At 35.8% G+C, this 20047-nt stretch carries 23 protein-coding genes and 2 other annotated features; of the genes, 21 read left to right on the forward strand and 2 right to left on the reverse strand.

The annotated features are described in order from the left end of the window. The first annotated feature begins 220 nt into the window (after positions 1–220). Positions 221–1303 carry an AbrB family transcriptional regulator gene (locus P3U61_RS05495; protein WP_015729279.1) on the forward strand — a complete coding sequence of 361 codons (1083 nt, stop codon included), beginning with the start codon at positions 221–223 and terminating at the stop codon, positions 1301–1303. Between the two features lie 84 nt (positions 1304–1387). On the opposite strand, the gene P3U61_RS05500 is transcribed toward P3U61_RS05495, so the two are convergent. After that, the gene (locus P3U61_RS05500; RefSeq protein WP_015729278.1) at positions 1388–1936 is read right to left on the reverse strand and encodes a DNA-3-methyladenine glycosylase I; all 549 of its coding nucleotides are present in this window, start codon (positions 1934–1936) and stop codon (positions 1388–1390) included. Between the two features lie 58 nt (positions 1937–1994). Continuing rightward, positions 1995–2217 (forward strand) — a binding site (T-box leader). Positions 2218–2255: 38 nt separating this feature from the next. Between P3U61_RS05500 and P3U61_RS05505 the strand changes: the two genes are divergently transcribed. The 9 genes from P3U61_RS05505 to P3U61_RS05545 all read left to right on the forward strand — a co-directional run bounded on the left by P3U61_RS05505 (position 2256) and on the right by P3U61_RS05545 (position 12639). After that, positions 2256–4886, forward strand: coding sequence for a valine--tRNA ligase (locus P3U61_RS05505; RefSeq protein WP_014613709.1), 2631 nt, complete (start codon positions 2256–2258; stop codon positions 4884–4886). Between the two features lie 11 nt (positions 4887–4897). Next, positions 4898–6166 (forward strand): bifunctional folylpolyglutamate synthase/dihydrofolate synthase, encoded by a 1269-nt coding sequence (locus P3U61_RS05510; RefSeq protein WP_101457793.1) that lies wholly within the window; start codon positions 4898–4900, stop codon positions 6164–6166. A 274-nt stretch (positions 6167–6440) separates the two neighbouring features. After that, positions 6441–7079, forward strand: a complete 639-nt coding sequence (locus P3U61_RS05515) for a prepilin peptidase (RefSeq protein ID WP_230314539.1) — start codon at positions 6441–6443, stop codon at positions 7077–7079. Continuing rightward, positions 7076–7636 (forward strand): RadC family protein, encoded by a 561-nt coding sequence (radC, locus tag P3U61_RS05520; RefSeq protein ID WP_242463085.1) that lies wholly within the window; start codon positions 7076–7078, stop codon positions 7634–7636. Before P3U61_RS05515 ends, radC begins: the two co-directional genes overlap by 4 nt. A gap of 118 nt (positions 7637–7754) precedes the next feature. After that, positions 7755–8840, forward strand: coding sequence for a phage lytic cycle repressor MrpR family protein (locus tag P3U61_RS05525; RefSeq protein WP_175286933.1), 1086 nt, complete (start codon positions 7755–7757; stop codon positions 8838–8840). Then, complete coding sequence (locus P3U61_RS05530) at positions 8837–10729, forward strand: site-specific integrase (RefSeq protein ID WP_323695722.1); 1893 nt, start codon at positions 8837–8839, stop codon at positions 10727–10729. Before P3U61_RS05525 ends, P3U61_RS05530 begins: the two co-directional genes overlap by 4 nt. Before the next feature lie 6 nt (positions 10730–10735). Next, entirely contained in the window at positions 10736–11113 is a 378-nt protein-coding gene (locus tag P3U61_RS05535) for a DUF6262 family protein (RefSeq protein ID WP_020977319.1), read from the forward strand. Between the two features lie 386 nt (positions 11114–11499). Then, the gene (lnu(G), locus tag P3U61_RS05540; RefSeq protein ID WP_175286936.1) at positions 11500–12303 is read left to right on the forward strand and encodes a lincosamide nucleotidyltransferase Lnu(G); all 804 of its coding nucleotides are present in this window, start codon (positions 11500–11502) and stop codon (positions 12301–12303) included. A 234-nt stretch (positions 12304–12537) separates the two neighbouring features. After that, complete coding sequence (locus P3U61_RS05545) at positions 12538–12639, forward strand: JAB domain-containing protein (RefSeq protein WP_341473545.1); 102 nt, start codon at positions 12538–12540, stop codon at positions 12637–12639. A gap of 238 nt (positions 12640–12877) precedes the next feature. Here the strand turns inward: P3U61_RS05545 and P3U61_RS05550 are convergent, their stop codons facing one another. After that, positions 12878–13033, reverse strand: coding sequence for a hypothetical protein (locus P3U61_RS05550; RefSeq protein WP_015729275.1), 156 nt, complete (start codon positions 13031–13033; stop codon positions 12878–12880). Between the two features lie 169 nt (positions 13034–13202). Between P3U61_RS05550 and P3U61_RS05555 the strand changes: the two genes are divergently transcribed. The 11 genes from P3U61_RS05555 to ruvB all read left to right on the forward strand — a co-directional run bounded on the left by P3U61_RS05555 (position 13203) and on the right by ruvB (position 20031). Beyond that, positions 13203–13679, forward strand: a complete 477-nt coding sequence (locus P3U61_RS05555; RefSeq protein ID WP_020219739.1) for a DUF4930 family protein — start codon at positions 13203–13205, stop codon at positions 13677–13679. A gap of 85 nt (positions 13680–13764) precedes the next feature. Then, positions 13765–13905, forward strand: a complete 141-nt coding sequence (locus P3U61_RS05560; RefSeq protein WP_015729273.1) for a hypothetical protein — start codon at positions 13765–13767, stop codon at positions 13903–13905. 210 nt (positions 13906–14115) lie between these two features. Then, positions 14116–14952, forward strand: a complete 837-nt coding sequence (gene mreC, locus P3U61_RS05565) for a rod shape-determining protein MreC (RefSeq protein ID WP_100006543.1) — start codon at positions 14116–14118, stop codon at positions 14950–14952. After that, entirely contained in the window at positions 14952–15467 is a 516-nt protein-coding gene (gene mreD, locus P3U61_RS05570) for a rod shape-determining protein MreD (protein WP_015729271.1), read from the forward strand. Before mreC ends, mreD begins: the two co-directional genes overlap by 1 nt. A gap of 35 nt (positions 15468–15502) precedes the next feature. Next, positions 15503–15576: a sequence feature (ribosomal protein L21 leader region), on the forward strand. An 11-nt stretch (positions 15577–15587) separates the two neighbouring features. Then, a complete protein-coding gene (rplU, locus tag P3U61_RS05575; RefSeq protein WP_014613714.1) occupies positions 15588–15896 on the forward strand; it encodes a 50S ribosomal protein L21 in 309 nt (102 codons plus the stop codon). A gap of 2 nt (positions 15897–15898) precedes the next feature. After that, positions 15899–16219, forward strand: coding sequence for a ribosomal-processing cysteine protease Prp (locus P3U61_RS05580; RefSeq protein WP_014613715.1), 321 nt, complete (start codon positions 15899–15901; stop codon positions 16217–16219). 10 nt (positions 16220–16229) lie between these two features. After that, a complete protein-coding gene (gene rpmA, locus P3U61_RS05585) occupies positions 16230–16514 on the forward strand; it encodes a 50S ribosomal protein L27 (protein ID WP_014613716.1) in 285 nt (94 codons plus the stop codon). Between the two features lie 128 nt (positions 16515–16642). After that, positions 16643–17935 (forward strand): GTPase ObgE, encoded by a 1293-nt coding sequence (obgE, locus tag P3U61_RS05590; RefSeq protein ID WP_310464137.1) that lies wholly within the window; start codon positions 16643–16645, stop codon positions 17933–17935. Positions 17936–17962: 27 nt separating this feature from the next. After that, positions 17963–18406 carry an ACT domain-containing protein gene (locus P3U61_RS05595; protein ID WP_014613718.1) on the forward strand — a complete coding sequence of 148 codons (444 nt, stop codon included), beginning with the start codon at positions 17963–17965 and terminating at the stop codon, positions 18404–18406. 13 nt (positions 18407–18419) lie between these two features. Beyond that, positions 18420–19019, forward strand: coding sequence for a Holliday junction branch migration protein RuvA (gene ruvA, locus P3U61_RS05600; protein ID WP_065354185.1), 600 nt, complete (start codon positions 18420–18422; stop codon positions 19017–19019). Between the two features lie 13 nt (positions 19020–19032). After that, positions 19033–20031 carry a Holliday junction branch migration DNA helicase RuvB gene (gene ruvB, locus P3U61_RS05605; RefSeq protein WP_020219741.1) on the forward strand — a complete coding sequence of 333 codons (999 nt, stop codon included), beginning with the start codon at positions 19033–19035 and terminating at the stop codon, positions 20029–20031. The last annotated feature ends 16 nt before the right edge of the window (positions 20032–20047 follow it).

Below are 20047 nucleotides of genomic sequence, written 5' to 3' on the forward strand. Positions count from 1 at the left end.
CCGACCTCTTTTTTTCTAATGGTGTAAATTTGAAGCCTACTATCATACGTTTTTTGTATGCTAGTGATCATCATTTATCGCAATTCTAGCGTATGAGTTTTACGAATTGCATGTTCAATAGAAAAGCGTATAATATATGGTTGCTATGAGTGGAGTGAGGTCATACCGCAACTGTGTTAACCGTACTCCTCATTGTGATGAAAAATTAGGAGGCGAGGCCATGGTACAAAATAAAATGTTCAATAATTTACTTGTACTCGTCATTGCGATTTTGTTTGGTTGGCTCTTGTTTGCATTGCATATCATGTTGCCATGGATGTTCGGGCCCATTTTGGCAAGTATTTTTGTCGTAAAAGTACTAAAACGCGATGTTCAATGGCCGCTTTGGTTGAGTGAACTGGGTTTAATTATGCTCGGAGTTCAAATAGGGACTTCATTTACAAGAAGCGTGACAAGTGATATTAAAGATGATTGGCTCGCAATTGTTTTAGTGAGTGTCCTCATATTATTGTTAGCACTTGTCGTCTCCATTGGTTTTAGAAAAATTGCACATGTCAATCGTGAAACGGCAATTTTAAGCGTCATCCCAGGGGCGTTGAGTCAGATGATTGTAATGGCTGAAGAAAATAAAAAAGCAGACATCCTTGTCGTGAGTCTGACACAAACGTCACGTGTCATTTTTGTCGTGTTATTAGTGCCATTAATATCATTTTTCTTTAAAACTGATCATTCGAATCGTGTCACTGAAGCAAATGTACAATATTTAACAGATGTTTTAACGATACAACATATTGTAATCATTGCTTTAGGGATTGCAGTCGTTTATATACTGATGAAGTGGATCCATTTCCCTACAAAAATGTTGATGGCACCTATTGTTGTGTTAGTCATATGGAATTTTGTAACGAACCTTACATTCACACTTGATGCACCTATTATTGCAGGTGCGCAAATTATTTATATGATTCGTGTCGGTATTCAAATTGCGCATTTAACCGATCAATTAAAAGGGAGAATTGCAGTAGCAATTGCTTATCAAAATGTCATGCTCATTTTTGGAGCGTTAGCAATGGTTTATCTTGTACAATTCATTAACCATGCTTCTATTGATGAATTATTCCTCGGCGCGGCACCAGGTGGGATGAGTCAAATCGTCTTAGTCGCATTGGATATCGGAGCGGACGTTGCGATGATTTCAAGTTATCATATTTTCCGTATATTCTTTATTTTATTTTTAATAGCACCATTAGTCAGTGTGTATTTAAAATGTTTAGAGCGTAACAATAAAAATGATTTCAATTAAGGGCTTGGATAATGTCACGTCCAAGTCCTTTTATATTGCGCAATGTTATTGATGGGTATGTGAAATAGATTGATCTAATATGGTTTAGCGGTTGGGACATGATACTAAATGGCTGTTATAAAGGCCGGCAGCTTCCATAAATGAAAATGTAGTAACAGGACCAATAAATTTAAAACCATATTTTTTTAATGCTTTTGATAATGTTATAGCTGTATCATTGACGGTGATGCGTTCTTCTACAGATTGATATTTAAAATCAATCGGTGCCCCATCGACAAATGACCATAAAAACGAACTGAAACTATCGTAATCTTGTTCAATTTGAATATAACCTTTCGCTTGTGCGACGATGGCTTCTAATTTTGGACGATGATGTACGATATTTGGAAATACCATTAATGCATCAATATCTTCATCACGCATTTGTGCAATTTGATGGGGATCAAAATGATGAAATGCTTGTTGATAGGCTTCTTTCTTTTTTAAAATCGTTAACCAAGAAAGTCCCGCATGTTGTGATTCTAAGGCTAACAACTCAAATAAAGCGCGTGAATCATAGAGTGGTTTGCCCCAGCAGTGATCGTGATAATCGAGATAAAGTGGATCTTTTGTACCAAATGCACATGGGTTCACGTTTTCATTCCTCCTTGTATTGACTTCATTGTCGTTTCAGTATACTATAAGAATGAAATTAAAAATAGTGTTAGGGAAGAGTATGTTATTCGCTTTTTATAGAGAGTGCATGGGAGCTGGAAATGCATAAAAGTTATAACTGAAGGTAGCCCGTTTTGAACTTTAATTGAACTAAGAGTAGGTTAAAGCGTGTCATGAGCGTTAATCATAAGAGAGCAGTAGTGTAGAGATTTGTTTGCACTATTGAATATAGGTGGTACCGCGGAACATCCGTCCTATTTTGGACAGGTGTTTTTTTATTTTAATGGAGGGATTTTTAATGGAAATGAAACCGAAGTATAACCCGCAAGAAGTTGAAGCGGGTCGATATCAAAAATGGCTAGACCAAGAACTTTTTAAACCAAGTGATCATTCAGATAAACCTACATATACTATTGTGATTCCACCACCGAATGTGACAGGAAAGTTGCATTTAGGTCACGCGTGGGATACGACATTACAAGACATTTTAACACGTATGAAACGTATGCAAGGCTATGAAACGCTTTACTTGCCAGGCATGGACCATGCAGGTATCGCAACTCAAGCGAAAGTAGAAGCGAAAATGAGAGAAGAAGGTATCTCTCGTCATGATATTGGTCGTGAAAAGTTCCTTGAAAAGGCATGGGAATGGAAAGAAGAATATGCGTCATTTATTCGCCAACAATGGGCAAAGTTAGGTCTAGGTTTAGACTATTCTAGAGAGCGCTTTACATTGGATTCAGGATTAAGTCAAGCTGTCCGTAAAGTCTTTGTTGATATGTATAACAAAGGATTGATTTATCGTGGCGAACGTATCATTAACTGGGATCCAGCTGCGAGAACCGCACTTTCTGATATTGAAGTTGTTCACGAAGACGTCAATGGCAAGTTTTATCATTTTAAATATCCGTTTGCTGACGGTGAAGGCTACATGGAAATTGCTACGACACGTCCTGAAACGATGTTAGGAGATACTGCGATTGTCGTGAATCCAGATGATGAACGTTACCAAGATGTTATCGGTAAGACTGTGATTTTACCTGTCGTTGGTCGTGAATTACCGATTATTGCAGATGACTATGTCGATAAAGAATTTGGTAGTGGTGCAATGAAAGTAACACCTGCACATGACCCGAATGACTTTGAAATAGGGAATCGTCATAATTTAGAACGTATTGTTGTCATGGATGAAGCAGGGCGCATGAATGCTGAAGCGGGCAAATATGAAGGCATGGATCGTTTTGAATGCCGTAAACAGCTCGTTAAAGACTTGTTAGAAGAAGGTTTAGTTATTAAAATCGATGACCATGTCCATTCGGTAGGCCACTCTGAACGTTCGGGCGCTGTTGTTGAGCCATACTTATCAACACAATGGTTCGTTAAAATGGCTCCACTAGCAGAACAAGCTTTAAATAATCAAAAAACAAATGGCCGCATCGAATTTGTACCACCGCGTTTTGAAAAGACATTTAATCGTTGGATGGAAGAAATCCGTGACTGGACAATTTCGAGACAGCTTTGGTGGGGGCATCAAATTCCAGCGTGGTACCATAATGAAACTGGAGAGCTTTATGTAGGCGAAGAAGCACCTGTAGATATTGAGAATTGGACACAAGATGAAGACGTGCTAGATACGTGGTTCTCTAGTGCATTATGGCCGTTTTCAACTCTTGGTTGGCCAAATGAAGACGCAGCAGACTATCAACGTTTTTATCCAACGAATGTGTTAGTAACAGGCTACGACATTATTTTCTTCTGGGTTGCGCGTATGATTTTCCAAGGTTTAGAATTCACAGGTCAAAAACCATTTAACGACGTATTATTACATGGTTTAGTCCGTGCTGAAGATGGTCGTAAAATGAGTAAATCATTAGGTAATGGTGTGGACCCAATGGACGTCATTGATCAATATGGTGCCGACAGCTTACGTTATTTCTTGGCAACAGGGTCTTCACCAGGTCACGATTTACGTTATTCAACAGAAAAAGTAGAGTCTGTTTGGAACTTTATTAATAAAATTTGGAATGCCGCGCGTTTTAGTTTGATGAATATTGGTGACTCATTCAAATTTGAAGATATTAATTTATCGAGCGATTTATCAGTTGCAGATCAATGGATATTAACACGTTTGAATGAAACGATTGACACTGTCACACAGCTGAGCGACAAGTATGAATTTGGCGAAGTGGGACGCGTATTGTATAATTTTATTTGGGATGAGTTCTGCGACTGGTACATTGAAATGAGTAAAATTCCAATGAACGGTGACGATGAGGTTCAGAAAAACGTTACACGCTCTGTACTTAGTTATGCTTTAGATCGTATTATGCGTCTATTACATCCATTTATGCCGTTTGTCACTGAACACATTTGGCAAAATTTACCGCATGAAGGTGAATCTATCGTGACAAGTGCATGGCCAACAGTGGATGCATCGCTCGTGTTTGAAGAAAGTAAAGATGTGATGGAACAATTAGTTGAAATCATTAAAGCAGTACGTCAATCGCGTTTAGAAGTGAATACACCACTATCTAAAGAAATTCCAATTAAAATTCAAGCTAAAAATGAAACGATCCAACAATTATTGAAGACGAATCAACATTATTTGGAACGTTTCTGTAATCCAAGTACGCTTGAAATAGAAACACAAATCGACATTCCTGATAAAGCGATGACAACAGTCGTTGCTGCTGGTGAAGTCATTTTACCTATTGAAGGTTTGATTGATATGGACAAGGAATTAGAACGTCTAGAGAAAGATTTACAAAAATGGCAAAAAGAGTTAGATCGTGTTAATAAGAAATTATCAAACGAGAATTTTGTGAATAAAGCACCTGAGCACGTCATTAATGAAGAAAAAGAAAAGCAAGTGAAATATCAAGAGAAATATGATGGTGTCAAGGCGAGAATTGAACAATTAAAAGCGTAGGAGTCTTAGTTATGAATTATCTAGACAGTTTATATTGGATACACGAAAGAACAAAATTCGGCATTAAACCAGGTGTAAAACGTATGGAATGGATGCTCGATAAACTTGGTAATCCACAACAGAATATCCAAGCTATTCATGTCGGTGGGACGAATGGTAAAGGTTCTACGGTTGTTTATTTACGTGAAGCTTTACTCAAAAATGATTATCAAGTGGGTACTTTTACGTCTCCATATATCGAAACATTTAATGAACGAATCAGTTTAAATGGTTTACCAATTACAAACGAAGATATAGTAGCGCTAGTGGCTCGTGTGAAACCTGTCAGTGAAATGATGGAAGAACAAACTGAGTTAGGAGTTGCGACCGAATTTGAGATCATTACAACAATGATGTATCTCTATTTCGGCGAGCTTCATCCAGTTGATATCGTTATCGTTGAGGCAGGTCTAGGTGTCAAAAATGATTCTACAAATGTGATACAGCCATTGATGAGTATTTTGACGAGTATCGGTTTAGATCATACGGACATTCTCGGTCAAACGTATCTAGACATTGCTAAAGATAAAGCGGCAATTATTAAACCGCATACGCCAATTGTTTACGCTGTTAAAAATGAAGAAGCATTGAAGTATTTTAGAGATATCGCTGAACGATTAGATGCGAAAGCTTTAGAATTCGATCGTGATATTTTTATCAAATCAGAAGACGATGAATTTACATATCGTTATAAAGATTACGAATTAGAGAACTTAGCATTACACATGGTCGGCGAACACCAAAAGGAAAATGCAGCACTTGCAATTACTGCGTTAATTGAGTTGTATGAGCAAGAAAAAATTCAATTAGACTTCAACAAAATGATTGAAGGGATTGAACATGCGTATTGGACAGGTCGTATTGAACGTGTCTCTAAAGAACCGCTTATCATAATTGACGGTGCACATAATAAAGAAAGTGTTGACGCATTAGTGGACACAATTGAGAAGTATTACGATGTAGCGAAAGTAGACGTCTTATTTGCAGCTATTGAGGGGAAGCCGATTCATCATATGTTAGATGCTTTCCAAAGTATCGCAAAGCATATTTATGTGACAGGATTTGATTTTCCAAAAGCACTTCCTAAGCAAACGTTATATGATGAAATTGAATTTGGACAAAAATCAATGGTCGATAATTACATCTCATTTATAAACAACTACGATGGTGATGCATTGCTCATTACAGGTAGTCTTTATTTCATCAGTGAAGTGAAATCTAAAGTTGACTTTAATTCATAAAAATCGAACCACTTTGTATGTATTCCGAAAAATCGAGATACATATAAGGTGGTTTTTTATCATATACGTTTTTTTCGACTTAAAAAGTGTTTTTTGGCGATTTGACTCTTCATATGGATGCGCATATAATAAGTGCATTCAATGAAATGTTGCTGTCGTGAATTAAAGTTTCGACGGTGTTGAGGAGGTGTCTAGAATAATCGTCGCCTTATTTTTTGTAGGCAGTATTTTAATGAGTTTTTTACTGCAATTCGCTGATCATCCTTCATTAAGCATGCGACATTGCTTACAAAGATCAAAGTGTCAAACATGTCAGCATGAGTTAAAGCTGCTCGATTTAGTACCTATCCTAAGTTACTGTGCGTTAAAGGGAAGGTGCCGTTTTTGTCGACAACGCATTCCAATATCCCTTTTTATAGGCGAAGTTTTAGGGGGGTGCATTATTATTTATCCGCTATTACTACCTGTATACATTCCGCTTGAGACGTTTTATGTCATGGCGTTACTATTACTCACAATTGCAATTGTTGATATACGTACACAGTTGATTCTTCACAGATTCCTTTGTTTAATATCCATTTTGTTAGTCGCACTTCATCCGTCTTTCTATATAGATGTGCCACACCTGTTACTTTGGGTTACTACTTTTTTGATAGGGTGCATTCAACAAAATTATGTGGGTATGGGCGATATTAAATTATTTCTTATCATCATTTTCTTTTTTCCTGTACCGTTTTTACTCTTCTTTTTAGAACTCATTTTTCCAATAGGCTGTATACTATTACCGATTTCATTTATGTTTAATTGGATACACCAACGCCGAGTACCACTTGCGCCTGCTATTTTCACCGCATTTGTTACCGTTTCTACGATATACCCACAGTTGATTTCATTTTATGGAGGATTTTTATGACACGCATTCAAGATTTATCATCCAATGAGAAACCAAAAGAGCGCCTAATTCAATTTGGTAGTCAGGCATTATCGAACACAGAATTACTTGCAATTATTATCAATACCGGGAGTAAAGGACGTTCTAGCATACAAGTTGCTTCACATATTTTAGCGCAATGTCAGTCATTAACAGCGCTTAGAAAAATGTCATTAGTTGAATTAGAAAAGTTTGTCGGAATAGGGCGTAATAAGGCGACAACGTTGCTCGCTGTATTCGAATTGTCACGACGTTTAGCAGAGGATAAAAAGCAATACCTATCTGATCCTATTCATTCTCCGAGCCAAATTGCAGAACGCTATTATGCAAAATTTAAGGATTATGATCAAGAACATTTTGTTTTACTCATCTTAAATACGAAAAATCAAATTGTTCATGAACAAACGCTTTTTATTGGAACGTTAAATAGTGCCATCATACATCCTAGAGAAGTGTTTAAAACAGCTTTGAAATGGTCTGCTAATGCGATTATTGTGATTCATAACCATCCTTCAGGGGACGCATTAACCATAGTATAATAAACAATAGTAGTTAAAGTAGTTTAGGAGGAGATGTTAAAGGGAGATTTTACTTTAAATAAAAATTAACAAGGTTTATAATTTGTAGTACTTAAAGTGTTTAAAGAGGGGGGAGCGTGTGAGGGTTCAAAGGATAGAAGTGGAGAATAAGCCGTATCCATTGTATTTATTACTAGATAAAGAATACCAGCTAATTGAACCAGTAATGAAATTTATTAAATACTTAGATAACACAGGTAAGTCTCCAAATACCATTAAAGCATACTGCTATCATTTAAAGTTGCTGTATGAGTTCATGGAACAGAGAGGCGTTATTCTTAATGATATTAACTTTGAGTTGTTAGCAGACTTCGTAGGTTGGTTGAGATATCCAACAGCAACAAATGTAATTGATCTTCAGTCAAAAAAAGCCATAAGAGAAGAAACGACAGTGAATACAATTTTAAATGCCGTTATGAGTTTTCTTGATTATTTAAGTAGATTAGGAGAATTTAAATCAATTGATGTATTTAAACAAGCAAAGGGAAGAAATTTCAAAGGATTTTTACATCATGTTAATAAGGGTAGATACCAAAAGAATGTCTTAAAGTTAAGGGTTAAAAAGAAACAGATAAGAACATTGACATCAGAGGAAGTTAAGCAAATTATTGATGCTTGTCATACGAAAAGAGATAAATTAATTTTAATGCTTATGTATGAGGGTGGTTTAAGAATCGGTGAAGTGTTATCGCTTAGGCTTGAAGATATTGCCACTTGGGACAATCAAATCCATTTAACACCTAGAGATGTTAATGTTAATGAAGCTTATATTAAATTAAGGAAGGAAAGAACAATACATGTGAGTAAAGAACTGATGTCACTTTATACAGATTACTTGGTATATGAGTATAGTGAGGAATTGGAGCATGATTATGTTTTTATTTCCTTAAAAGAAGGCTATTTTGGGAAACCACTAAAGTACCAAAGTGTTCTTGATCTAGTTAGAAGAATAGTTAAAAGGACTGGAATAGAATTTACATCGCATATGCTTCGCCACACTCACGCAACGCAGCTAATTAGGGAAGGATGGGATGTTGCGTTCGTTCAAAAGAGATTAGGTCACGCACATGTTCAGACAACGTTAAATACCTATGTTCATCTTTCAGATCAGGATATGAAAAATGAGTTTAATAAATACCTTGAGAGAAAGGAGCATAAGAAATGAATGCTTCTAGTAAAAGTAAAATTATCAGTCAGAGTGAGATCAGCAAAAAAATAGCTGTAATGAATGAAGAAATGCAAGGGTTTTGGGCTAATAATAGTTGGGATATAAGAAAATGTCCACATCCTTCTGCCATAGAATTAAGTAAGAATCCTGCTTTAAGAAATCGTTGGGTTCGTTTTGAACGTGTTAAAAATCTGTGGTTAAGAACAGAATTGAAATATTTTTATTTTTACCATTTAAACAATGGAATATGGAATGCAAAAACTGTCTGGATTAGAAAAGGAACAGTAATTAATAAAATGTTAGATTTTTTAGATTTAAAGTATCCCAGCATTACTTCAATTACTGAAGTTCCTATTGAAAAAGCAGTGACGGAGTATAGAACATATTTGACAAAACAGGGTGTTAGAATTACCACTACTAATTATAAGATTACTGCTAATCAAGAAAAAACGCCTGTAAAAGCTAATTCTTACTATGTTACTAATCTAAAACAATTTATGGAGTTTTATGAGGACTTTTATTTTGATGGAGAGGAGTGGGATAAAGACGTTTGGGATAGACGAAACTTACCTTTGCCAGATGATAAGGTTAACCCAACACAATATGAATATACAATTAACTTTAAAGGGTTTCGGAATACATATTTTAAACAGCTTGTAAAAAGATATTGTAAGTTAAGATTGAACATGGATAGCTTTTCCTATGTAAGTGATATTGCCCAAAAACTTAAAGAGTTCTTTAATTTTCTGGATAAGAAGTTTAAACACGTTCAGAGAGTACACCAATTAACAAGAGTGGAAATTGAAGCATATTTAAGTGAACTAAACATGATGGGGATAAAACCTAGTACAATAACTGGGAGGATCTCTATATTGGAAGGACTATTTAGTACCCTTCATAGGCTAGAATGGGATGATGTTCCTTCCAAAATATTGATTTATCCCGAGGACTATCCGAAAATACCAAGAGCAAAACCTCGATTTATAGACGAATTCGTTCTAGAGCAATTGAACAGTCATCTTGATAAATTACCCGAATATATAGCTACAATGACTATGATTGTTCAAGAATGTGGAATGAGGATAAGTGAATTGTGCACCTTGAAAAAAGGCTGTCTATTAGAGGACAAAGATGGAGATTACTTTTTAAAGTATTATCAATGGAAAATGAAAAAGGAGCATATAGTTCCAATATCTAAAGAGGTAGCTTTACTTATTAAAGTTCGGGAAGATAAAGTATCAGAGGAATTTCCAGATAGTGAATACCTCTTTCCAAGAAAAGATGGATCGCCATTAAAACAAGAAACATTTAGAGGCGAGTTAAATAAATTAGCTTATGAGCAAAATATAGTAGATAAATCAGGTGAGATTTATAGATTCCATGCCCATGCCTTTCGCCATACAGTAGGAACAAGAATGATTAACAACGGGGTGCCCCAGCATATTGTGCAGAAGTTTTTGGGGCATGAAAGCCCAGAAATGACAAGCAGATACGCTCATATCTTTGATGAAACTCTAAAAAATGAATTTACTAAATTTCAAGAAAAACTGGTTACCAATAATGGAGATGTGCTCGATCTAGATGATGATAGTGAAGTCGATGATGTAGAGCTTCAATGGTTCAAGAAAAATATAAATGCACAAGTGCTTCCAAATGGTTATTGTAGATTGCCAGTAATAGCAGGTGGTTGTCCACATGCGAATGCATGCTTAGATTGGACTCACTTCTGTACCAGTAAGCAATTCTTACCACAGCACGAAGAACAGTTAGAGCGTACAGAAGAGTTATTAACCATAGCAAAGGATAAACAATGGCAAAGACAAATAGAGACTAATAGCCGTGTTAAAGAGCGTTTAGAACAAATCATTGGAAGTTTGACGGGGTAATTATCAATGGATAAACAAGTTAGAAATACAACAGAAATTGTACGTTTGGCGAAGCAGAAATCACAAAAGACAAGGGAAAAAGTAGACAAGGCGATTTCTAAATTTTCGATTGAAGGTAAAGCTATTAATTTTAATTCAATAGCAAAGGAAGCTAATGTTTCTAAATCATGGCTTTATAAGGAACACGATATTAGGCAAAGAATCGAATCCCTTCGTGAGCGTCAAATAACATCAAATGTAGTCTCAAAACCCAAGAAAAGTTCTCGTTCGGAGGAAATCCTTATTAAAACCTTAAAAAGAAGAGTTATGGAATTAGAAAAAGAAAATAAAAAATTACAGAACCAAATTCAAAAATTATATGGAGATCTGTATAATAAAGAGTAGTTTTAATTATTAATCTGTAGACAGATTGTGAAAGGATGCACTTAAACTAACGGAGCAGGATAGTTTAAGTGTATTTCTTCACAACAACTTGTACTTTGAACTTTGAAGTGTTAAAGTTAATATACTATTAATTGAAAGGAGAGATGGGTGGACAATGAAGAACTAATCTAATTTTTAACAATTGAAATAGTATATTTCAGTTTAAAAACTTAGGATTAGTTTGCCCATTTTTCCATACACTAAATAAATGTAAGACTGAATAGCTAAAAAGGCTACTTAGTTTTATTTGAGTATCGTAAAAAGTGACATGACTAATCCTTCCAACATTACATGGGAGGATTTTTTATTATTCTCCCAGAATCAAAATAAAGAAAGAAGGAATCGAATTGTTAAAACAAAAAGAACTAATGGCAAGGGTTAAGGAACTTGTCCAGTCAGATGAACGAATATCTGCTTGTATGATGTATGGCTCTTTTACAAAAGGAGAGGGAGATCAATACTCTGATATAGAATATTATGTTTTTCTGAAAGATGATACAATTTCCACCTTTGATTCAGCAAAGTGGTTAAATGAAGTCGCTTCCTACCATTTACTCTATCAAAATGAGTACGGTACGGAAGTAGTAATTTTTGAAAATCTAATACGTGGTGAATTTCATTTCCTTTCCGAAAACGAAATGAAAATTATTCCCTCATTCAAAGAATCAGGCTACATTCCTGACACAAAAGCAATGTTTATTTATGATGAAACAGGACAACTAGAATTGTACTTATCAGAGTTAGAAGGTCCTGGTCCAAATAGACTTACAGAAGAAAACGTAAATTTTTTACTGAATAACTTTTCCAACCTATGGTTAATGGGGATTAATGTTCTTAAAAGAGGGGAAAATGCACGTTCATTGGAACTTTTATCTCAATTACAAAAAAATACACTACAACTCATTCGAATAGCGGAAGAAAATGCCGATAATTGGTTTAATATGACAAAGAATCTTGAAAAAGAAATTAGTCCTGAAAACTATGAAAAGTTTAAAAAGACTACTGCTCGCTTAAATGAATTAGAACTATATGAAGCCTATAAGAATTCTTTGCTTCTCGTTATGGAACTTCGAAATCTCGTTGAAAAACAGTATCAGTTAACCGTTAGCAATGACTTTTTTGAAAAATTGTTACATTATATGAATGACTAGAAAAAATTGTTGTGCTAACGGGTGCTTTAGTTAAATAACAATGAATAAAAATCAGCTGTATCTTATGTTACTATTAAGTAATTTAAGATACAGGTTTTACTATTTTTGAAATAATTACCTTTCACTTCAAATACATGTATTCAAAGTGAAAGTATTGATTTAAATGATTCTTTTGTAATTTACTCTTGATAAGACGCATCACCATCAGAAGCGGACATTGAAACGACAAAACGGTTGGTTGCATGTGGAGAGGCAATGGGGATTGAGTTACTTGATCATATTGTGATTGGGGAAGAATCGTATGTTTCGATTATGAGTGAAACAAATGAAGCGTAAAAATAGAAAGGGGCGGGGTATGAAAATTTTAGCATTGCTTCATCATTAAATAGTCGTTCTTAATGATTTCCGTTTTTTTTGATATTGAAGCGCTCAAAGTGTTGAAACGCCTGAGAGATTTTCTCCTAAAATGGGAGCCATCTAATGCCAATTATGAAATTCAAATCGCAAATCAATACGACTCATTTTTTAAATATTCATGCCCCAATCCCCTTTATGAAGCGTTATCTTCTCGTCATCAAATATAGCTCACAAACCATAAGAACAATTGATAGCCAAGATAGACAACTAGTATCATCAAGCCGAGTCTAATTAAAAAGCCAATGATTGAAACACTGATTCTAAAAAGAACTACGGCAAGTAAAATCATTATAAATAATGCGATAATGTTCATTCATGTCACTCCTTCATTGATATTGTAGTATTTTTATGAAACAAACACATCATTCTAAAGTTATATTTATCATGCTTCGGATGGATGTCTTTAAATATCTTATTTATTATAATATAACGTATAATGATGGGAGTAGTGTTGATGAGAGATAATTTTAAGGAGGGCATTCATGCGGATAATTAAAAGTCTTGTTAAATTATTTATGATGATTGTATTACTCATCGCCCTCGTTTTTGCTGTATTAAAGTTTGTACCGAATTTCAAAAATGAACCATGGAATCCTGTTGGAAATGAAGAAGTGTACCAAGTGACTGATGATGAAGGGTATCTCGTACCATTAAATGGACGGCGCTATATTCAAAGTGAAAACGACATTTTTAGAAATATACCTAAAAGTCAGATGAGGAATGTATTTAACTGGATTGATAAATATGAATTTATGCAAGTCAATGAAATGACACGTATGGGATATGATCAAGAATTTTTAATTGCAGAACGCGATACACAGTTTATTTTATATCGTTTTGGTGATGATGCGATGCGTGTCTATACAACAGAGCATGATCTTTATTATGACCTTAATCAACTTGGTGCATCCATTCAAATGAAGCCTCTAAGTGCGTACCAACAAGCTGACGATGATTAATCAGATATTGAGGTGTGCAGCTTGAGATAACGCTTTTGATAAGTTAGGCTATGGATGAGACAAATTTTTGAGAGGTGATTTTGCGATGTCTGACAACCATCAAGCGCAACAAAGCAATGAGCAGTTAAAAGCTCAAAACTTATTTGCGAAATGGCGTAAAGATGAAACGTTGTATAAAGAAGATGAAGAAAAATCTCATGCACAACAATCGGAAGAATCATCATAGGAGTTAGATTGAAGCGGGATAGAAGGCTTAAGGTGTAATAGCTATTTCTATCTCGTTTTAATTTTATTATCATCCGTGTCAATTGTTACGAGATAATCATGTTCATACAGATATTTATCAATATTGTACAGCATGGGACTTTATTTACTTTCCAGAGTAATATAAAATGATAACAGTACATACATTGAAATATAGTTTGAGGTGTTGAGGTTGTCCAATTTTTTTAAAAACAACAAACTCGTTGTGTTGTTTTGTGCATTAATACTATTTATCGCTTTAATTGGATTATCAATTCGTTCGCACGCACAATCAGTTCCTGAACAGTATGTTAGTGATACCACTTCTTTTGGACAGAGGGTCTTCTCCTATCCAATTCATTTTATTGCTGGGTCAATCTCGGATATTTTTCATAAGACTGAAAAGCCAACGAATAAAGAAAAACAATTAGAAGCTGAAAATGAACGTCTTAAATCAGAAAATAAAAATCTCAAAAAAGAATTAGATATGAGTGATATTTCTAAATATGAACCCTTTACTGCAGCTGTCATAGCGCGACAACCTGACCAATGGTTAAATACGATTGTCATTGATAAAGGGAAAAAATCTGGCATCAAAGAAAATATGGCAGTAATGACAGCAGATGGTTTAGTCGGCCGCGTCGCAAAAGTGAACCAATTTTCATCTCAAATTCATTTAATCACGACTAAAGGGCGCACAAATCGCTTATCTGTGAACGTACAACATGATGGGCATGAAGTTTTTGGTTTAATTGATCATTTCGATGAGAAAACGAATCATCTCATTATTAGTGATATTGATAATAATGAAAAGATTAAAGCTGGAGACAAAGTCGTGACGAGTGGCTTAGGTGATCAGTTACCTAAAGGGCTTTACATAGGAGAAGTGAAAAAAGTTCAAAATGATCAATACGGTTTGTCTAAACAAGTTGCGATTGAAACCGGTGCGAATATTAACCATTTTGACCATGTCTTTATTGCAAAGAGAGATCCTAAAACGATTGTTAATGATGAGGGTGACGGCTCATAATGAAATCTATTTACTATATTCTCGTTGCGATACTCATGTTCTATTTAGATACTGTTTTAACTTTCTTATCACCGATTATCATAGGGGGGCATCGCTTCATTTTAGTACCCCATCTCGTGTTTTTATTTTTAGTGTTGATTACGGTTTATAAAAATACCAGTATCGCTTTAATTCTTGGTGTATTATTAGGTACCGTCCACGACTTGTTTTTCGGACAAATTTATGGTGTCTACCTATTTGGTTATATCGTATCCATTCTATTTGCTGATAAGTTTTTAAAAGTATTTTTCCGTGATCATGTGATGGTCTATGTGATGACGTTGATTGGTATTGTTTTTTTAGAAGTTTTTGTTGTTATGCTTTATTTAGTTGTCGGCTTAGTTGATTTCAATCTCATTCAATTTATCGTATTTCGCATACTGCCGACATTATTGCTCAATGCGATTTTACTGATATTCCTTTACTTTGCTGCAAACTATTTTTTAAATCCTAAACGTTCTATTGACACGAAGTAAAACGAATGGTATGATGCAATAGTTGAGTAGTTCGTAGCTACATACAACCGCTCAAACATAGGTTTTAAGTACATTATGTCACCTATGTATGGCGTGACTTATAAATAGGAGGTGCAGAGTATGTTTGCTATTATTGAAACAGGTGGAAAACAAATCAAAGTAGAAGAAGGTCAAGAGATTTTCGTTGAGAAATTAGACGTAAATGAAGGTGACACTTTCACTTTTGATAAAGTTTTATTTGTTGGTGGAGACAACGTTAAAGTTGGCGCGCCTACAGTTGAAGGTGCTACAGTGACAGCAACTGTTAACAAACAAGGTCGTGGTAAGAAAATCACTGTTTTCACTTACCGTCGTCGTAAAGACTCTAAACGTAAAAAAGGCCATCGTCAACCTTACACTAAATTAACAATCGACAAGATTAATGCATAATTATGATTAATGTTGATATTAAGTTAAATGACGAAGGTCAAATCACAGATGTCATTATGGATGGTCATGCAGATTATGGTGAACACGGACAAGATATTGTTTGTGCAGGTGCATCGGCAGTTGTTTTTGGGAGTGTGAATGCCATTATTGGCTTAACTTCTGAACGTCCAGATATTGATTATTCTGAAGATGGTGGGTATTTTCATGTGAGGGCTGTGGATACGAATAACGAGCAGGCTCAGTTAATACTCCAATCATTACTTATTTCTTTACAAACAATTGAAGAAGAATATAATGAGTATATTAAATTAAATCTGAAGTGAGGTGTAACTCATGCTAAAATTAAACTTACAATTTTTCGCATCGAAAAAAGGGGTAAGTTCTACTAAAAACGGTCGTGACTCTGAATCTAAACGTTTAGGTGCTAAACGTGCTGACGGTCAATTCGTTACTGGTGGTTCTATCTTATTCCGTCAACGTGGAACTAAGATTTACCCAGGTGAAAACGTAGGTCGTGGTGGCGATGATACATTATTCGCTAAAATCGACGGCGTTGTTAAATTCGAACGTAAAGGTCGAGACAAAAAACAAGTTTCTGTTTATGCAGTTGCTGAATAATTTGTCAATCTTTGACACCAGAAGGTAACTTCTGGTGTTTATTTTTTATATTAAATGAACTTATCGTTATATAATATAACGTGATAGATAAGCATTATTAAAGAAATTAAAGTAAAAGAGGTGAAAACATGTTTGTCGATCAAGTAAAAATATCATTAAAAGCTGGTGATGGCGGTAATGGGATTACTGCATACCGTCGTGAAAAATATGTCCCATTTGGTGGTCCAGCTGGCGGTGATGGTGGACGTGGGGCTTCAGTCGTGTTTCAAGTGGATGAAGGCTTGCGGACATTAATGGATTTTAGATATCAACGTCACTTTAAAGCTAAAAAAGGTGACAATGGTCAAAGTAGTAACATGCATGGTAAAAATGCTGAGGATCTCGTGTTAAAAGTACCACCTGGAACGATTATTAAAGATGTTGAGACGGGTCAAACGCTAGCTGATCTCGTTGAACATGGTCAAAGTGCGGTTGTTGCTAAAGGTGGACGTGGCGGACGTGGTAATTCTCGTTTCGCGACACCTAAAAACCCTGCGCCTGATTTTAGTGAGAATGGTGAGCCAGGTGAAGAGATTGACGTAACATTAGAGCTTAAATTGTTGGCAGATGTCGGTTTAGTTGGTTTTCCAAGTGTGGGTAAATCTACATTATTATCGATTGTTTCTAAAGCGAGACCTAAAATTGGGGCGTATCATTTTACTACGATTCAACCGAACCTCGGTGTAGTAGAAACACGTGACCAACGTAGCTTCATTATGGCCGATTTACCAGGGTTAATTGAAGGTGCCTCTGAAGGTGTAGGCTTAGGTCATCAATTTTTAAGACATGTGGAACGTACGAAAGTCATTGTGCATGTGATTGATATGAGTGGCATGGAAGGGCGTGACCCGTATGAAGACTATCAAATTATCAACCAAGAACTTAAAGCGTATGCGCAACGTTTAGAAGATCGTCCACAAATTGTTGTTGCGAATAAAATGGACATGCCAGATGCTGAAGCACAACTCGAAATGTTTAAAGAACAACTTAATGATGAGACGGTAACCATTGTACCGATTTCGTCTTATACGCGAGAAAATATTGATCAATTGCTCTATGAAATTGCCAATACACTTGAAGAAGTTAAAGATATTGATTTCTCTGCGAAAGAAGAAGAGGTCGGCGTCAACCGTGTCCTTTATAAACATACACCGTCTCAAGATAAGTTTACAATCACACGTGATGATGGTGGTGCATATGTCGTAAGTGGTAATGCCATTGAACGTATGTTTAAAATGACTGACTTCAACAGTGAACCAGCGATTCGTCGTTTTGCGAGACAAATGCGTTCAATGGGTATTGATGATGCATTGAGAGAACGTGGCGCTGAAAATGGAGATATTGTACGTATTCTAGGTGGAGAATTTGAATTTGTCGAATAATATTGAGAGTGGAGGTTGCGATGGTAGATGAAACATCAATTTTATATTATTCGTGAAGATGTATTACCTTATGTTGTAAAACGTGTGCTCCAAGTGAAATCCTCTTTAAAAGCGGATCAATCACTTACGATTCAAGAAGCTGTAGATATGCATGACTGTTCGCGTAGTGCGTTTTACAAATATAGAGATACTATATTTCCGTTAGAAGATGTTCAGCAACAGACCGAAGTTTTTACGATTATTTTATTTGTGACAGATAAAGTGGGTATATTAGCTCAAATTCTCGAAAAACTTTCCGAATTAAACCTTTCTGTATTAACGATTCATCAAAGTGTCCCTACTGATCAAAAAGCATCAATTACGTTATCTTTAGACGGTCGAAATGCGAAGTGGGGACCATATCAAATCATTAATGAACTACGCCAAATGGAAAATGTATATAACGTAGACATTATTGGAATGAACATGTAAGGAGCGCTATTGAATGTATGCATATATTTCTGGAAAATTAACAGCTCTACATCCAACGCATATCATTGTTGAAACGACATCTGGTATCGGGTATGAAATTCAAACACCGAACTCTTATCGCTTTCAAAAAAACTTAGATCAAACGGTGAAAGTGTATACGTCACTCATTGTACGTGAAGATGCGCAATTGCTCTATGGTTTTATTGATCAAGAAGAAAAGGATATGTTTTTAAGTTTGATTAAAGTAACAGGGATAGGTCCTAAGTCAGCGTTAGCCATTTTAGCAGCAAGTTCGCCAAATGAAGTGAAACGTGCGATTGAAAATGAAAATGATGCCTATTTGACACAATTTCCAGGTATCGGTAAAAAGACTGCCCGTCAAATTGTGCTTGATTTAAAAGGTAAAGTCGTTGTTACGGAAGAAGTGAGCGAAGGCTTGTTAGATATAGCGACAGAACAGGAGGAGCTTGCTGTACAAGAAGCTTTACTTGCGTTAGAGGCGTTAGGATACTCTAAACGTGAACTGAAAAAAGTGGAAAAAGCGATGCAGCAACAAATATTTAGTGATGTCGATGAAGCTGTTAAGTATGGCTTAAAACAATTGATTTCATAAAGAGGTGATGGATATGGATCGAGACCGAATGATGGATGGACATGAACAAGTAGATGAACAGACATTTGAGTTGTCATTAAGACCCGAGCGTTTAAGACAATACATAGGTCAGTCTACAATTAAGTCAAACCTTGATGTGTTTATACAAGCCGCTAAAATTCGTGAGGAGCCATTAGATCACGTCTTACTTTTTGGCCCACCTGGTTTAGGTAAAACCACTTTGTCACACATTATCGCAAATGAAATGGATGTCAATTTGCGTACTGTTTCCGGTCCGTCGATTGAACGACCAGGTGATTTAGCTGCCATTTTAACAGCTCTGCAACCCGGTGATGTGCTCTTTATTGATGAAATTCATCGTTTAAGTAGCGTTGTTGAAGAAGTGCTTTACCCAGCAATGGAAGACTTTTTCTTAGATATCATCGTAGGTAAAGGCGACGAAGCAAGAAGTATTCGTATTGACTTACCTCCATTTACTTTAGTTGGTGCAACGACACGTGCCGGTAGTTTGACGAGTCCACTACGAGATCGTTTTGGCGTGCATTTAAGGCTTGAATATTATACTGAAGAAGAACTAACACAAATCATTATACGAACAGCAGAAGTATTAGGAACTGCCATTGATGAAGAAAGTGCTTTTGAAATTGCGAAAAGAAGCCGAGGGACGCCACGTATCGCCAATCGCTTGTTGAAACGGATTCGTGATTTTCAACAAGTGAAACAAGACGATATGATTTATATTGAAACAACAAAGCATGCGTTGAAATTACTTCAAGTGGACGATGAAGGATTGGATTATATCGACCATAAAATGATGGCTTGTATTATTGAACAATATCGAGGTGGTCCTGTTGGTTTGGACACGATTGCTGTCTCAATTGGTGAGGAAAGAGTGACGATTGAAGATGTTTATGAACCATTTCTCATTCAGAAAGGGTTTTTAGAGCGTACCCCTCGAGGCCGAAAAGCAACACCTTATGCGTACGAACATTTTAAATATACGAGCCCATAAGTGAAGGAGTCATTAT

The organism is Staphylococcus pseudintermedius (genome assembly GCF_034042775.1).
GTDB lineage: Bacteria > Bacillota > Bacilli > Staphylococcales > Staphylococcaceae > Staphylococcus > Staphylococcus pseudintermedius.

Excerpts from the sequence above, each read along its gene's own strand:
- P3U61_RS05495 (WP_015729279.1), top strand. The coding sequence starts at position 221 with ATGGTACAAAATAAAATGTTCAATAATTTACTTGTACTCGTCATTGCG.
- P3U61_RS05505 (WP_014613709.1), top strand. The coding sequence starts at position 2,256 with ATGGAAATGAAACCGAAGTATAACCCGCAAGAAGTTGAAGCGGGTCGA.
- P3U61_RS05510 (WP_101457793.1), top strand. The coding sequence starts at position 4,898 with ATGAATTATCTAGACAGTTTATATTGGATACACGAAAGAACAAAATTC.
- P3U61_RS05515 (WP_230314539.1), top strand. The coding sequence starts at position 6,441 with ATGCGACATTGCTTACAAAGATCAAAGTGTCAAACATGTCAGCATGAG.
- radC (WP_242463085.1), top strand. The coding sequence starts at position 7,076 with ATGACACGCATTCAAGATTTATCATCCAATGAGAAACCAAAAGAGCGC.
- P3U61_RS05530 (WP_323695722.1), top strand. The coding sequence starts at position 8,837 with ATGAATGCTTCTAGTAAAAGTAAAATTATCAGTCAGAGTGAGATCAGC.
- P3U61_RS05535 (WP_020977319.1), top strand. The coding sequence starts at position 10,736 with ATGGATAAACAAGTTAGAAATACAACAGAAATTGTACGTTTGGCGAAG.
- P3U61_RS05550 (WP_015729275.1), bottom strand. The coding sequence starts at position 13,033 with ATGAACATTATCGCATTATTTATAATGATTTTACTTGCCGTAGTTCTT.
- P3U61_RS05555 (WP_020219739.1), top strand. The coding sequence starts at position 13,203 with ATGCGGATAATTAAAAGTCTTGTTAAATTATTTATGATGATTGTATTA.
- P3U61_RS05560 (WP_015729273.1), top strand. The coding sequence starts at position 13,765 with ATGTCTGACAACCATCAAGCGCAACAAAGCAATGAGCAGTTAAAAGCT.
- mreD (WP_015729271.1), top strand. The coding sequence starts at position 14,952 with ATGAAATCTATTTACTATATTCTCGTTGCGATACTCATGTTCTATTTA.
- rplU (WP_014613714.1), top strand. The coding sequence starts at position 15,588 with ATGTTTGCTATTATTGAAACAGGTGGAAAACAAATCAAAGTAGAAGAA.
- P3U61_RS05580 (WP_014613715.1), top strand. The coding sequence starts at position 15,899 with ATGATTAATGTTGATATTAAGTTAAATGACGAAGGTCAAATCACAGAT.
- rpmA (WP_014613716.1), top strand. The coding sequence starts at position 16,230 with ATGCTAAAATTAAACTTACAATTTTTCGCATCGAAAAAAGGGGTAAGT.
- obgE (WP_310464137.1), top strand. The coding sequence starts at position 16,643 with ATGTTTGTCGATCAAGTAAAAATATCATTAAAAGCTGGTGATGGCGGT.
- P3U61_RS05595 (WP_014613718.1), top strand. The coding sequence starts at position 17,963 with ATGAAACATCAATTTTATATTATTCGTGAAGATGTATTACCTTATGTT.
- ruvA (WP_065354185.1), top strand. The coding sequence starts at position 18,420 with ATGTATGCATATATTTCTGGAAAATTAACAGCTCTACATCCAACGCAT.
- ruvB (WP_020219741.1), top strand. The coding sequence starts at position 19,033 with ATGGATCGAGACCGAATGATGGATGGACATGAACAAGTAGATGAACAG.